At 63.0% G+C, this 14,387-nt stretch carries 11 protein-coding genes; 8 read left to right on the top strand and 3 right to left on the bottom strand.

Translation table 11 applies throughout. The annotated features are described in order from the left end of the window. Positions 1-21: 21 nt before the first annotated feature. From ACFSUD_RS07700 to ACFSUD_RS07680, 5 genes are all read left to right on the top strand, one after another. Complete coding sequence (locus ACFSUD_RS07700; RefSeq protein ID WP_386373076.1) at positions 22-255, top strand: twin-arginine translocation signal domain-containing protein; 234 nt, start codon at positions 22-24, stop codon at positions 253-255. A gap of 87 nt (positions 256-342) precedes the next feature. Continuing rightward, a complete protein-coding gene (locus ACFSUD_RS07695) occupies positions 343-3,345 on the top strand; it encodes a formate dehydrogenase subunit alpha (RefSeq protein ID WP_386373074.1) in 3,003 nt (1,000 codons plus the stop codon). 12 nt (positions 3,346-3,357) lie between these two features. Then, positions 3,358-3,951 carry a formate dehydrogenase FDH3 subunit beta gene (gene fdh3B / locus ACFSUD_RS07690; RefSeq protein WP_386373072.1) on the top strand — a complete coding sequence of 198 codons (594 nt, stop codon included), beginning with the start codon at positions 3,358-3,360 and terminating at the stop codon, positions 3,949-3,951. Between the two features lie 74 nt (positions 3,952-4,025). Next, positions 4,026-5,219 (top strand): formate dehydrogenase subunit gamma, encoded by a 1,194-nt coding sequence (locus ACFSUD_RS07685; RefSeq protein WP_386373070.1) that lies wholly within the window; start codon positions 4,026-4,028, stop codon positions 5,217-5,219. A gap of 1 nt (position 5,220) precedes the next feature. Further along, complete coding sequence (locus tag ACFSUD_RS07680; protein WP_386373068.1) at positions 5,221-5,355, top strand: hypothetical protein; 135 nt, start codon at positions 5,221-5,223, stop codon at positions 5,353-5,355. 103 nt (positions 5,356-5,458) lie between these two features. On the opposite strand, the gene ACFSUD_RS07675 is transcribed toward ACFSUD_RS07680, so the two are convergent. Next, positions 5,459-6,805, bottom strand: coding sequence for an NAD(P)-binding domain-containing protein (locus ACFSUD_RS07675; protein ID WP_386373066.1), 1,347 nt, complete (start codon positions 6,803-6,805; stop codon positions 5,459-5,461). A 148-nt stretch (positions 6,806-6,953) separates the two neighbouring features. Here ACFSUD_RS07675 and ACFSUD_RS07670 point away from each other — a divergent pair, with 148 nt between their 5' ends. Beyond that, complete coding sequence (locus ACFSUD_RS07670; protein ID WP_386373064.1) at positions 6,954-8,255, top strand: ABC transporter substrate-binding protein; 1,302 nt, start codon at positions 6,954-6,956, stop codon at positions 8,253-8,255. Here ACFSUD_RS07670 and ACFSUD_RS07665 read toward each other — a convergent pair whose 3' ends face one another. Both ACFSUD_RS07665 and ACFSUD_RS07660 read right to left on the bottom strand, forming a co-directional pair. Next, the gene (locus ACFSUD_RS07665) at positions 8,256-8,984 is read right to left on the bottom strand and encodes a FadR/GntR family transcriptional regulator (protein ID WP_386373062.1); all 729 of its coding nucleotides are present in this window, start codon (positions 8,982-8,984) and stop codon (positions 8,256-8,258) included. A gap of 399 nt (positions 8,985-9,383) precedes the next feature. Next, the gene (locus ACFSUD_RS07660) at positions 9,384-11,750 is read right to left on the bottom strand and encodes a DUF1989 domain-containing protein (RefSeq protein WP_386373060.1); all 2,367 of its coding nucleotides are present in this window, start codon (positions 11,748-11,750) and stop codon (positions 9,384-9,386) included. 262 nt (positions 11,751-12,012) lie between these two features. On the opposite strand from ACFSUD_RS07660, the gene ACFSUD_RS07655 reads away from it, so the two are divergent. Next, positions 12,013-12,930, top strand: coding sequence for a LysR substrate-binding domain-containing protein (locus ACFSUD_RS07655; protein WP_386373058.1), 918 nt, complete (start codon positions 12,013-12,015; stop codon positions 12,928-12,930). Between the two features lie 203 nt (positions 12,931-13,133). Continuing rightward, positions 13,134-14,384 (top strand): sarcosine oxidase subunit beta family protein, encoded by a 1,251-nt coding sequence (locus tag ACFSUD_RS07650; protein ID WP_386373056.1) that lies wholly within the window; start codon positions 13,134-13,136, stop codon positions 14,382-14,384. The last annotated feature ends 3 nt before the right edge of the window (positions 14,385-14,387 follow it).

Raw genomic sequence — 14,387 nt, 5'->3', positions numbered from 1 at the left:
TTGATAAGAGGAGTGAATCCGATGCGTGACGATAAACACGGTGACAAGGGGAACGGCACCGGCACGGCGGCCTGCGACAAGAAGGGCACCAGCCGCCGGTCCTTCCTCAAACTGGCGGGCACCGCCCTGCCCGGCGCGGCGGTCGTGGTCGCGGCCCGGCCCGATACGGCTCAAGCCGCGCCGGTCGACCTGTCGTCGAGCCGGTTGCAGGATACCGAACATACCCGCGCCTATCTCAAAAGCGCGCGTTTCTGACCCCAAGTCGAGACCAGTCCGGACGCCCCGCGGGCGCCCCCTCCGCCGGATCACCACTTGCCCGGCGCCGTTACAGGGAGAATGACCATGCTCAGGAAGAAGACCAACGGTTTCACCCGGCGCAGCCCGAACGCGCCGACCCAGGGCGCGGCGCCGCGGGGCATCGACCGGCGCGGTTTCCTGCGCGGTTCGGGCCTCGCCATCGGCGGGCTTGCCGCGATCGCGGGCACCGGCGGCACGGTGACACGGGCCAGCGCCCAGGATGCCGCGGCCAGCGCGGTGGAGCGGATCAAGTCGGTCTGCACCCATTGCTCGGTCGGCTGCACGGTGATCGCCGAAGTCGAGAACGGCGTCTGGACCGGCCAGGAGCCGGGCTGGGACAGCCCTTTCAACCTCGGCTCGCATTGCGCCAAGGGTGCCAGCGTGCGCGAACATGCCCATGGCGAGCGGCGGCTGAAATACCCGATGAAGAAGGTCAATGGCGAATGGGTGCGGATCTCGTGGGGCGAGGCGATCAACGAGATCGGCGACGGGATGATGAAGATCCGCGAGGAGAGCGGACCGGATTCCGTCTATTGGCTCGGCTCGGCCAAGCACAGCAACGAACAGGCCTATCTGTTCCGCAAATTCGCCGCCTATTGGGGCACCAACAACGTCGATCACCAGGCGCGGATCTGCCATTCGACGACCGTGGCCGGGGTGGCCAATACATGGGGCTACGGCGCCATGACCAACAGCTACAACGACATCCACAATTCCAAGGCGATGTTCCTGATCGGCTCCAACCCGGCGGAGGCGCATCCGGTGTCGCTGCTGCATATCCTGAAGGCCAAGGAGGAGAACAACGCGCCGCTGATCGTCTGCGACCCGCGATTCACCCGCACCGCGGCCCATGCCGACGAATTCGTGCGTTTCCGTCCCGGCAGCGACGTGGCGCTGGTCTGGGGCATCCTGTGGCATATCTTCGAGAACGGTTGGGAAGACGAGGAATTCATCCGCACCCGGGTCTGGGGCATGGACCAGATCCGCGAGGAGGTCGCCAGATGGACCCCCGACGAGGTCGAGCGGGTCACCGGCGCACCGGCCGAGCAGCTCGAGCGCGTGGCACGTACGCTGGCCAACAACCGGCCCGGCACCGTGGTCTGGTGCATGGGCGGCACGCAGCATACCAACGGCAACAACAACACCCGCGCCTATTGCATCCTGCAGCTTGCCCTCGGCAACATGGGCCGCGCGGGCGGCGGCACCAATATCTTCCGTGGCCATGACAACGTGCAGGGCGCCACGGATGTCGGCGTGCTCGCCGATACGCTGCCGGGCTATTACGGATTGTCCGAAGGCGCCTGGGCGCATTGGGCCCGGGTCTGGGAGGAAGATCTCGACTGGCTCAAGAGCCGGTTCTCCGATGCGACGGTCGGCGACACGCCGATGATGAACCTCACCGGCATCCCGGTCAGCCGCTGGATCGACGGGGTGCTCGAGGACAAGGAGAACCTCGACCAGCCTGACAACACCCGCGCCATGGTGCTCTGGGGCCATGCGCCCAATTCGCAGACCCGCATGAAGGAGATGAAGACCGCGATGGAGCGGCTCGACATGCTGGTGGTGGTCGATCCCTATCCGACCGTCTCGGCGGTGCTGCATGACCGGACCGACGGCGTCTATCTGCTGCCCGCCTGCACCCAGTTCGAGACCCGCGGCTCCGTCACCGCGTCGAACCGCTCGCTGCAATGGCGCGACCAGATCGTCTCGCCGTTGTTCGAGAGCCTGCCGGACCAGACGATCATGGCCCTGTTTGCGAAAAAGTTCGGCTTCCATGACCGGCTGTTCCGCAACATCGCCATCGACGAGGGCGAAGAGCCCAATATCGAGGACATCACCCGCGAGTTCAACCGCGGCATGTGGACCATCGGCTATACCGGGCAGAGCCCCGAGCGGATGAAGATGCACATGGCCAACCAGCATACGTTCGACCGCACGACCCTGCGCGCGACGGGCGGCCCGGCGGACGGGGATTTCTACGGACTGCCCTGGCCCTGCTGGGGCACGCCGGAGATGAAACATCCCGGCACCGCCGTCCTCTATGACATGTCGATGCCGGTCGCCGAGGGCGGGCTGACCTTCCGGGCCCGGTTCGGGGTAGAACGTGACGGTGACAACCTGCTGGCCGAGGGGGTCTATTCCAAAGGCTCGGAGATCAAGGACGGCTATCCCGAGTTCACGGTGCAGATGCTGCGCGATCTCGGCTGGGAAAAGGACCTGACCGAGGATGAGGTCGCGAGCATCAACAATGTCGCGGGCTATCCTGACGGAGCGCCGCTGACCAATGCACCGGCGGATGACGGCGGGGCCAGCAAGGATGAGGAAGTCGGTGAAACCTCCCAGCAGGGCGAGATTCCTTCCGATTTCGAGAAGGACACCGGCGGGGTCAACTGGAAGACCGACCTCTCGGGCGGCATCCAGCGGGTCGCGATCAAGCATGGCTGCGCGCCCTTCGGCAATGCCAAGGCCCGCGCCGTGGTCTGGACCTTCCCCGACCCGGTGCCGCTGCACCGCGAGCCGCTCTATTCGGCGCGCCGCGATCTGGTGGCGGATTACCCGACCTACGAGGACAAGCAGTTCTGGCGGGTGCCGACCATGTATGCATCGATCCAGCAGAAGGATTTCTCGGAGGATTATCCGATTATCCTGACCTCGGGTCGGCTGGTTGAATACGAGGGCGGCGGCGATGAAACCCGTTCCAACCCCTGGCTTGCCGAGCTGCAACAGGAGATGTTCGTGGAGATCAACACCCGCGACGCCAACAACCTCGGCATCCGCGACGGCAGCCAGGTCTGGGTCGAGGGGCCGGAGGGCAGCAAGGTCAAGGTCATGGCGATGGTGACCGAAAGGGTCGGCGTCGGTGTCGCCTTCATGCCATTCCATTTCGGGGGGCATTTCGAGGGCGATGATCTGCGTTACAAATATCCCGAGGGCGCGGATCCCTATGTGCTCGGGGAATCCTGCAACACCGCGCAGACCTATGGCTATGACAGCGTAACCCAGATGCAGGAGACCAAGGCGACTCTCTGCAAGATCTGGACAGCATAAGGAGTTCTCACCATGGCCAGAGCAAAGTTTCTCTGCGACGCTGAACGCTGCATCGAATGCAACGCCTGCGTCACCGCCTGCAAGAACGAGCACGAGGTGCCCTGGGGCATCAACCGGCGCAAGGTCGTCACGCTGAACGACGGCCAGCCGGGCGAACGCTCGATCTCGGTCGCCTGTATGCATTGCTCGGACGCGCCCTGCATGGCAGTCTGCCCGGTCGATTGCTTCTACCAGACCGAGGACGGCATCGTGCTGCATTCCAAGGATCTCTGCATCGGCTGCGGCTATTGCTTCTACGCCTGCCCCTTCGGCGCACCGCAATATCCGCAGGCCGGAAATTTCGGCTCGCGCGGCAAGATGGACAAATGCACCTTCTGCGCTGGCGGCCCGGAGGAAAACCACAGCCAGGCGGAGTTCCAGAAATACGGCCGCAACCGGATCGCCGAGGGCAAGCTGCCGCTCTGCGCCGAGATGTGTTCGACCAAGGCGCTGCTGGCCGGGGATGGCGATGACGTTTCGTCCATTTACCGGGAGCGCGTGGTGGCGCGCGGCTTCGGGTCCGGCGCCTGGGGCTGGGGCACCGCCTATGAACGCAAGGGCGGCTGAACGGCGCTGCCCTGCCTCACCGGCGGCCCGGTCGCGGGCCGCTGCCGGTCACTCCAGTGCAAGGAAACGCATAGATGTTCCGTCTTCTCGCCGTCATCGCCCTGCTCTTCGGCCTGATTGGCCCCCTCTCGGCGCAGGAGACCGTGCCGGAGCCGCGCGCCGAGACCGGCGGTGCGCAGACGCTCGACGACATCTTGCGCCGCCAGAATGCACAAAAGGTCGATGACGAATTCCGCCGCCGCAATATCGGCGATCCCGAGGCAGCGCCGGCCCTGTCGAGCCCGCTCGGCACGCTCGGCGGCGCCTCGGATGCCGACATGTGGCGGGCGCTGCGCTATGACGTGGCCGATGTGACGACGCTGCAACGGGGCCCGGCGGCGCGGACATTGATCCAGGATGGCGGCATGTGGTGGCTGCAGGTGCGCCGGGGGCCGCTGCTGGTCTATGGCGGCGGTCTGCTGGTCGGCACGCTGGTGCTCCTGCTGATCTTCTATCTGCTGCGCGGTCGGATGCGGATCGAAGGGCGCAGGACCGGCCGCACGATCACCCGTTTCAAGGCGATCGAGCGTTTCGCCCATTGGCTGCTCGCGGGCTCCTTCATCGTGCTTGGCCTGACCGGGCTGATCTCGCTGTTCGGGCGCAAGCTGCTGATCCCGGTCTTCGGGCTCGAGGCCTTCTCAACCGTCGCGATTGTCACCAAATGGCTGCACAACAACATCTCCTGGGCCTTCATGATCGCGCTGGTCATGGTCTTCGTCTTCTGGGTGGCGCACAACCTGCCGCATCCGTCCGACGTCAAATGGCTGCTGCGCGGTGGCGGCATGTTCGGCGGCGGCCATCCCCCGGCGAAGAAATTCAACGCCGGGCAGAAGCTGGTCTTCTGGGCGGTGATCCTGCTCGGCACGTCGATCTCGCTCTCCGGGCTGTCGTTGCTGTTTCCCTTCGAGTTCAATCTCTTCGGTCATACCTTCTCGGCGCTCAACGACTGGGGCGTGCCCGGTTGGTTCGGGCAAGACCCGCTGCCCTACCCGCTCGCGCCGCAGGAGGAGATGCAATATGCCCAGCTCTGGCATGCGATCATCAGCCTGGTCCTGACGGCCGTGATCTTCTTTCACATCTATATCGGCACGGTCGGCATGGAAGGGGCCTTTGATGCCATGGCGAGCGGCGAGGTCGAGGAGCAATGGGCACGGGAGCATCATTCCCTTTGGCTCAAGGATCTCGAACCGACCCGGGAAGACCGTATCCGTCGCAGCAAGAGGGCATGAGATGAAAGCGTTTCTGATGGCGATGCTGGCACTGGTGGTGATCACCGTCGTCGCAAACCAGGCGCTGCTGCGCATCGGCGATTTTTCCAGCGCCGAGGTCAGCAAGTCCGACCGCAGCGTGCGCCTGGGCGACTGAGCCTTTTTCACAAAACACGATACGGCGCCAACGCGGGAGCGCCGACGCCGTGCTGTTCATATGCGGCAGACGCGACGACAGGGAACCGCCGCGCCCGAGCCGATCAGTTCTGCAGATAGACCTCAAGTGAATCGTCGAGCGCGTCTTTCCAGGACGTGTGATGCACCGGGGCCATCGTACCGGTGATCACCGAACGGTAGGAATTGTTGCGGAAGGCCATGATGTCGTCCATCTTGTGCTGCTTCCAGGCATAGAAAGCCTCGCAGGCGCCATCGACGTCGAAGCTCGGATAATCGGTCTCCGCGATCAGCTCCTTGATGTAGTCGCCCTGATACTTGATCGCGTATTTGACATCATCGCTTTCTTCCTCGCGCGCCACCCGTTCCTCGACATCGGCCTGCAGCACCTCGGGGTCGCTCGGCACGTCGATCTTGCCCATGATCGCGTCACGTACCCACCAGGCCTGCGCGTCGAACATGTTGAAGGTGAACCACTGATCCTGCATCCCGAGGTAGAACATCTTGGGGTTCTTGACGAAGACCACGCCCTTGTAGAGATCCGCCGCGGCCAGACGGTTGGCGGTCTTGAGGCGCAGGTCGTCGGGCAGGAAATTAAAGAAGTGCTTGTAGCCGGTGCAGAGAATGATCGCGTCGATCTCGCGGGTGGTGCCGTCCTTGAAATAGACCGTCTTTCCGTCCACGCGTTCGAGCGCCGGTTTCTCCTCCCAGTTCGCGGGCCAGTCAAAACCCATCGGCGCGCTGCGATAGCAGGAGGTGATCGAATTGGCGCCGTATTTCCAGCATTGCGAGCCGATGTCCTCGGCCGAGTAGGAAGAGCCGACAACGAGGATGTCCTGCCCGGCAAATTCACGCGCGTCGCGGAAGTCATGGGCGTGCAGGATGCGGCCGTTGAACGTGTCGAAGCCCTCATAGAAGGGCACGTTCGGGGTCGAGAAATGGCCCGAGGCGCAGATCACGTGATCGAAGGTCTCTTCATAGGTCGAATCCTCGATCTGGTCATGCACGGTGACGGTGAAGTTTTCCTCCGCCTCGTTGTAGCGCACGAAACGCACCGGGGAGTTGAAGCGGATCCATTTGCGGATCTTCGCCTTCTCGACGCGGCCGACCATGTAATCGAAAAGCACCGCGCGCGGCGGATAGGAGGCGATCTGCTTGCCGAAATGCTCCTCGAACGAGTAATCCGCAAATTCGAGACCTTCCTTCGGGCCATTCGACCAGAGGTAACGGTACATCGAGCAATGGACCGGCTCGCCATATTCATCGAGCCCGGTACGCCAGGTATAGTTCCAGAGCCCGCCCCAGTTGCTCTGCTTCTCGAAGCAGACGACTTCGGGGATCTCCTCGCCCTTTTGCTGCGCCGACTGGAAGGCCCGCATCTGGGCCATGCCCGAAGGTCCTGCCCCGATAATCGCGATTCGTTTTGCTGTCATTATGTTTCTCCCATTGGTATGGACCAAATGATAGGTTTGGTACTTTTGGTTCTCTAAATGGTGCAATTTCTTATACCAAACTGTCAAGATTTTTCCAGATCGGGTTAATAATTGGTGAAAAATCGAGAAATTGGTGCTACTTGGAGCCATGGCCCCTTCCAGTTTCGCACATCGTCTGGCGATTTCTTCCTCCTTTCCGCGGCTCTCTGTCGGGATGAACGAACCGGTGCGCGTCGGATTCCTCGCCCCCCTGAGCGGACCGGTCCAATCCTGGGGGCTGCCGGGGTTGAACGGCTGTCAGATCTGGGCGGATTCACTCAACCGCAACGGCGGGTTGATGATCAGCGGCCGCCGCTATCCGATCGAGATCCTGCCCTATGATTGCGGCTATGACGGCGACCGGGCCATGGCCGGGGCGCAGCAGCTGGTCGAGAAGAACGGGGTCCGGCTGCTGTTGATGCTCGGCGGCGACACGATCACCCCGATCCTTGATTACCTCGCCGAACGCAGGATCCTGACCTCGACCCTGCTGCCCAGCGATCTTTCCCCCGACACGCCCTATCTGATCGCACCGAGCGAGCTGCATCCGATCTACAATGTCACCGGCGTGGACTGGCTGGCAAGGCACCGGCCCCGGCTCAGGAAGGTCGCGCTCTGCAGCCAGAAGGACGCGCTCGGCCTGCCCTCTCTGGCGACCTATCGCGCCGCTTTCGGGGCTGCCGACATGCCGCTGGTCAAGGAGATCCAGTATCCGGCGGATTGCACCGATGCCGCCGCGATCGTGCAGCCGATGCTGGAGGCGGAGCCGGATATCCTGTGCTGGTGCACGAGCTATACGCCGATGGTCCATGCGATGACGGAATATGCGCATCAGCAGGGATTCAAGGGTCAGATCATCTCCTGCACGCTCGATCACTACGAGCTTCTGGTGGCGCGCACCTCGGTCGAATTCATGGAAGGCACGATTTTCCAGTTTCCGGATTTTGACGATCCGCTGCTGCGCGAGAAATCATTTTTCTTTAATCAACCGCATGTTTTCTTTGAAGAATACAATCGCCGCTTTCCCGACAGCTGGAGCGCGGTGAGCTGGGAATATGCGGCGATCCTCGACATCTGGCATTCCGCCGTCGAGAAGTGCAACAGCGTCAATTCGGTTTCCGTCCTCGCGGCGATGAAACAGCTCGGCCATGTCTCCCACGCCTTCGGCCCGGCGCATTGGTGGGGCGAGGACATGTTCGGCATCGATAATGCGCTGGTCGGCGACTGGCCCGTCGTGTCAATTCAGGAGGGCAAGGCGCGGGTGGTCGATTTCGGTTCCATCCCCGACTGGCTGGCCCGTCACGGCGGCGCGCTGAAGGAGGAAATGTCGGCGCTCGGTCAGCTCTGGGACCAGCGGCTCACCACCGGTGCCGCGCAGCCACATTTCAACGCCCGCACCCCGGCGCTCTGATCACAGGTCCTGCAGCAGCAGCTTCTGTTCCTCGATCAGGTGCAACTTGATGAATTCCACTGCCCGCTCGACATCGCGCGAGGCGATGGCGTTGAACAGCGTGTTGTAGCGCTGCTGATATTCGAGGATGCGCTTGGGGGTCAGATGACGGCGCAGCAGCGTCGTGCGGAAAGAGGCGCGACAGGATTCGATCGCCAGGTTGTAACAGGAGGCAAGCAGCGGGTTGCGCGTGCCCGCGGCGATCTTGCGATAGATGTTTTCCTCGCATTTGATGAATTCGGCCACATCGGTGCGCACGGCCTCGATCTCCGACATCAGCTGTTCGAGATCGCGGATGTCGCGCGGCGTCATGTTGATGACCGCAAGGCGCACCATCTCGGGCTCGAGGATGCCACGCACCACAAGATGATCGAGCGGGCTGCTTTCGAAGGCGACCGACAGATCGGCATTCTCGACGCTCGGTTCGGAGCGGTAGGTCACGAAACTGCCACTGCCGGGGCGGCGCTTGATCACGTTGCGCGCCTCCAGCACGTCGAGCGCCTCGCGCACCGTGTTGCGCGCCACGCCAAGCTCCGCGGCCAGCGCCCGCTCCGACGGCAGCCTTGTGTCGAGCGGGTATTCCTCGTTCTTGATCTGCGCGAACAGCCTGTCGAGCACCACCTGCACCGTTGCGCCGACTGAATGGCTGGCGATGATCTGCGACGTGACTTCGGGTGTGTTGTTGCTCATGTTCTGGCCTTGAAACCGGTTTGTGCCTGCGGCGGCGGAATGACGAATCCATAATGTCGGAGAACTGACATTGTAGTATTTCTCGAATCCGGTCCAGTCGGGCGCCGGGCTATCCTAGCATATCGCCTGGATCCGGTTGTCCGAAAGGACCAGTTCGCCGGGGAAATCCGTCGATCTGGTTCAAAATTGGTCCGGTCCTGAGTGGCCCGAATGATGCGTGACGCGTAGAAGTTCTTTGTGGCACATCGAATTAGACACGCCCATTCTCAACCTGAAGAGGCGCCCGCACTCTCCCCGCTTGAATTCAACAGGGTGGAAATTGGTATGCTTGAAGCGAGACATTGAAAAAGCCCCGCAACTCGCCGAGTTGCGGGGCTTTCCCGTGACTTTCGATCAGGCTCAGTAGTTGCCCTTCACCCGCTCCTTGGTGGGATCGAAATGCGGGAAGGGCACGATCTTGGCCTTCAGCCGCTTCTGTTCGCCGTCAAGCCGCCCGATCTCCACTTCGGTGCCGAGCTCGGCATGGGCCACGTCGATCCGCGCCAGCGCGATGACCTTGCCGAGCACCGGCGATTTCAGTCCCGAGGTGACGACGCCGATCTGCGGCTTGCCGATATGCACGCAATCGCCCGGATCCGGCACGATGCCGCCTTCGAGATCGAGCCCGACCAGCTTCTTCTGCGGGTTCGCCTTGCGGCGTTCCAGCGCGGCACGGCCGATGAAATCGTCTTCCTTGGTCTTCAGCGGCACGGTGAAGCCGATTCCCGCTTCCATCGGGTCGGTCTGGTCGTCGAATTCGGACCCGGCGAAGATCAGCCCGGCCTCGATGCGCAGCATGTCGAGCGCCGCGAGACCCAGCGGGATCATCCCCATCGGCTCGCCGACCTTCCAGATCGCGTCGAACACCTCGACGGCATCCTTGGGATGGCAGAATACCTCATAGCCGAGCTCCCCGGAATAGCCGGTCCGGCTGACCACGACCGACGGGCCGTGGAAATCGCCGATCCGTCCGATCGTCAGGCGGAACCAGGGCAGTTCCTCGACAGTGGCCTGCTCCGGCGGCGTCCAGATCACCTCTTTCAGGATGTCACGCGACAGCGGGCCCTGAATGGCGATGTTGCAATGATGATCGGTCGAGGCCCGCACCCAGGCGTTGAGCCCGCGCTCCACCGCCTGTTTGCGCAGCCAGAGACCGGATTGGTCATTGCCGCCGATCCAGCGGAAGTTGGTCTCGCCGAGGCGATAGACGGTGCCGTCGTCGATCATGCCGCCATGTTCGTAGCACATCGCGGTATAGACGATGCCGCCGACCGACAGTTTCTTCATGTTGCGGGTGACGCAGAGCTGCATCAGCTCTTCGGCATCCGGCCCGGTGACCTCGTATTTGCGCAGCGGCGACAGGTCCATCACCACGGCTTTCTCGCGCGCCGCCCAATATTCGGCGATGGCGCCGTGGTTGGTCATCTGGTTGGGCAGCCAATAGCCCGCATATTCCACGAAGTTACGCGTATGCCGTGCAAAGCATTCGTGAAAACCGGTTTTCTTGGTCTCTTCCATATCCGACTCCGGAGTTTTTCGCCAACCGATAGAGCGGCTGAATTCGTTGGTTTTTTCATAGGTACGGACCTGGATGTCCGTGGGGTTCCAGCCATTGGCCGGATCGACGTCACAGGGACATGCCGTCGAGATGCAGACCAGGTCGGTCAGCGCGCGCAGAAGCACGTAGTCGCCGGGACGCGAATAGGGATCGTCCATGCTGATCGCGTTGGTCTCGTCGAGCATGGTGTTGAAGAAGAAGTTGATCGCAGGCCAGCCGCCGCGCGGACGGATGCCATAGCGCGAGACTTCGGCGTTGATATTGTCCGAGCAATTGACGTGACCGGGGTAGCCGAGTTCCTCGTAATAGCGCGCGGTACAGGCCAGGCCGAAAGTGTCGTGCCGCCCGACCGTGTCCTGCACGATCTCGACGATCCGCTCCTGATCGGAGGTGGCGTATTTGGCGAAGAGGCCGGGCGCGGGATAGAGCGAGCCCATCAGCGAGCGCGTCGTGGTCGGGTCGATCTCCCGCTCGAGCCCCTTGTCCAGCGCGCGTTGCGAGAAGGCCTGGAAGTCGGAACATTCGCGGCCCTGCACGTCGAGCACCTGGATATACTGACCCTTGCGCACCTCGTAGGCTTTCGCCTCGCCGGGCAGGATGTTGATATCGACGATCGGATCGGCCAGCGGCTCGGGCGGCAGCAGCCCGCCCTTCACGTCACCCGGCTGGGCGCGCTTGACGTAGAGCGCCACCTCGGTCGGGGCCCATTGCTCATGCGGCTCCATCGCGCCGCCGGGCGCGCAGACAATCAGCAGACCGTCACTGGAGGCGGTGAAGGTCTGGTAATCCCCGGCATGGGAGCCGTCGGCGAAGACCAGCGTGCCGTCGGCGCGGCCGATATCGAACCCGGCCGCATCGAGCGCGCGCACGACCTTGGCGCCGGACGGATCGGAAAGCAGCGCGGCCTTCAGACCGGCCGGATCGCGACCGCCCTCGGCGCCGATCATCCCGGCATCGGAACTGCCGTCGGGGGCGAAGAACACCATCTCGACGGGTTGCAGACCTTCGCGGTCCTGCACGGTGATCTCGTCGCCCTGCATGATCCGCACCGCGCGGCTGCCGCCGCCGGGTACGGGATGGCGCTCGACCCCATGGGGCAGAATGGGCAGGCCGGGCGTCACCACGCCGGCACGTTCGTAGGGGGTCTGGAAGATTGGTTTGATGTTCATGACAGGGGCATCCCACTCAACAATGTCAGAAGTGAACTTTCAGGCCATCGAGAGCGCTGGCCGACGCAGGGTGACTTGCCGCCCGACTCAGTGCTCGGACTTGCGGCTATATTGACCTTTAAGCGGCTTTTCTCTGAATGTTTTTTTGATATTCTGAGCCCGCATTATTTAGCGCCAGAGGGCTTTCAAACCCCGGTTTCAAAAGCCATAAGTCGCGTATATCTGGCGCTGTTCGCGTTGCCCGGTCTAGGATGGTTCGAGAATGAAAAAAGGCAATCCGGCACTGCCGCCGCTCGACTACCTGCTGGCCTTCGAGGCGGCGGCGGAACAGCAGAGTTTCGTGGGCGCCTCGCGCCAGCTCAACATCAGCGAGACCGCGATCAGTCGCAAGGTCCGCCTGCTCGAGCATCATTACAACGTGCCGCTGTTCATGCGCGGCCACCGCTCGATCCATCTCACCCCGCAGGGCCAGCGCTTCCTCAATCAGATCAAGCCGGCGCTGCAGGGGCTGCGCGATGCCTCGCGGCGTATCGTCTCGGAGCATCAGGTGCGGCCGGTAACGCTGGCGGCGACGAATTCGGTCGCGGCGCTCTGGCTGATGCCGCGGATGCAGGCCTTCAGCCGCGCCAACAAACATATCAAGATCATGCTGGTCGCCTCGGACAACGACACCGAATGCCTTGCCGATTCGGTCGATCTCGCGATCCTGCGCGGCAATGGCGACTGGCCGACCCACGAATCCCAGCTTCTGTTCGGCGAGAACGTGTTCCCGGTCTGCTCCCCCGATTATCTCGCCGCCAATCCTTCGGCCGCGGATCTGGGGAAACTGGCCGAGCAGGACCTGATCGAGGTCACCTCGGCGCGCAAGGAATGGATGGTCTGGAAAACCTGGCTGGCACAGGCCGGGGCCAGCGGCGTCGAGCCCGACCAGGCGGCGCTGTTCAACACCTATCCGCTGTCGGTTCAGGCGGCGGTCGACGGGCTCGGCCTGGCGCTCGGCTGGGGCCATCTGGTGGATCGTCATCTCGAACAGGGCAGCCTCGTGCGCCCGCTCGGCGATCTCGAAGTGCGCACCGAGCAGGGCTATTACCTGCTGCGTCCACGCAAGGCGGAGAGATTCGACGAATGCCGCGTGGTCGAGGATTGGCTGCTCGACGTCAGTGCCGCGACGGCGATCTGAGCCGCGGCGGAACCCCGCCCAACGCGCCGAATTTGCAGCTGAAAACCCGGCCCACCCCGGCCTGGCGCGCCAAGGAAATCCGCAGCGGCGGTTATCTGCCAAAATGCGACACCTGTCGGATCCGGGGGGACGAATGTCCGATCCGATGCTTATCGCGGCACGGTTTTGGTCCAATATCGTGTCGCAAATGAGTGAGGTCATCCATGCGCTATTCAGGTCTGAGGGTCATCAAGGAAGCACTGACGGGGCACAAGGGCTGGCAGCCAGCCTGGCGCGATCCCGAACCGCAAGCGAGCTATGATTACATCATCATCGGCGGCGGTGGTCACGGTCTGGCGACAGCCTATTACCTCGCCAAGACCTACGGCAAGAAACGCATCGCCGTGCTCGAGAAGGGCTGGATCGGCGGCGGCAACGTCGGGCGCAACACCACGATCATCCGCTCGAACTACCTGCTCGACGGCAACGAGCCTTTCTATGAATATTCGCTGCAGCTCTGGGAGGGGCTGGAACAGGAGCTGAACTATAACGCGATGGTCTCCCAGCGCGGCATTCTCAACCTGATCCACACCGACGCGCAGCGCGACGCCTTCACCCGGCGCGGCAATGCGATGATCCTCAACGGCGCCGATGCCGAAATGCTCAGCGTCGCGCAGATCAAGGAGCGCTACCCGTTCCTCAACTTCAACGACGCCCGTTTCCCGATCAAGGGCGGCCTCGCTCAGCATCGCGGCGGCACCGTGCGTCATGACGCGGTCGCCTGGGGCTATGCCCGCGGTGCCGACAGCCATGGTGTCGACATCATCCAGAATTGCGAGGTCACCGGTTTCCGCATCGAGAACGGCGTCTGCAAGGGCGTCGAGACCAGCCGCGGCTTCATCGGCGGCGGCAAGGTGGCCAGCTGCGTCGCCGGCTCCTCCTCGCGGCTGATGTCGAAAGCCGACATGCGCCTGCCGATCGAAAGCACGGTGCTGCAGGCCTTCGTCTCGGAAGGGCTGAAGCCGGTGCTGCCGGGGGTCATCACCTTCGGGGCCGGGCATTTCTATTGCAGCCAGTCCGACAAGGGCGGGCTCGTCTTCGGCGGCGACCCGGACGGCTACAACAGCTACGCACAGCGCGGCAACATGCCGGTGGTCGAGGATGTCTGCGAAAGCGGCATGGCGCTGATCCCGGCTCTGGGCCGCGCGCGGCTGCTGCGGATGTGGGGCGGCATCATGGACATGTCCATGGACGGCTCGCCGATCATCGACCGCACCGAGGTGGACGGTCTCTATTTCAACGGCGGCTGGTGCTACGGCGGCTTCAAGGCGACCCCGGCCTCGGGCATGTGCTACGCGCATCTGCTGGCCACCGACACGCCGCATAAATACGCCTCCGCCTATCGTTTCGATCGTTTCCGCCGCGGTTACATGATCGACGAAAAAGGCATGGGCGCGCAGCCCAACCTGCATTGAGGA

Source organism: Sulfitobacter aestuarii (assembly GCF_042685005.1).
Classification (GTDB): Bacteria; Pseudomonadota; Alphaproteobacteria; order Rhodobacterales; family Rhodobacteraceae; genus Sulfitobacter; species Sulfitobacter aestuarii.
The sequence above is the reverse complement of the archived record's forward strand: the minus strand, read 5'-3'. Positions and strand labels throughout refer to the sequence as shown.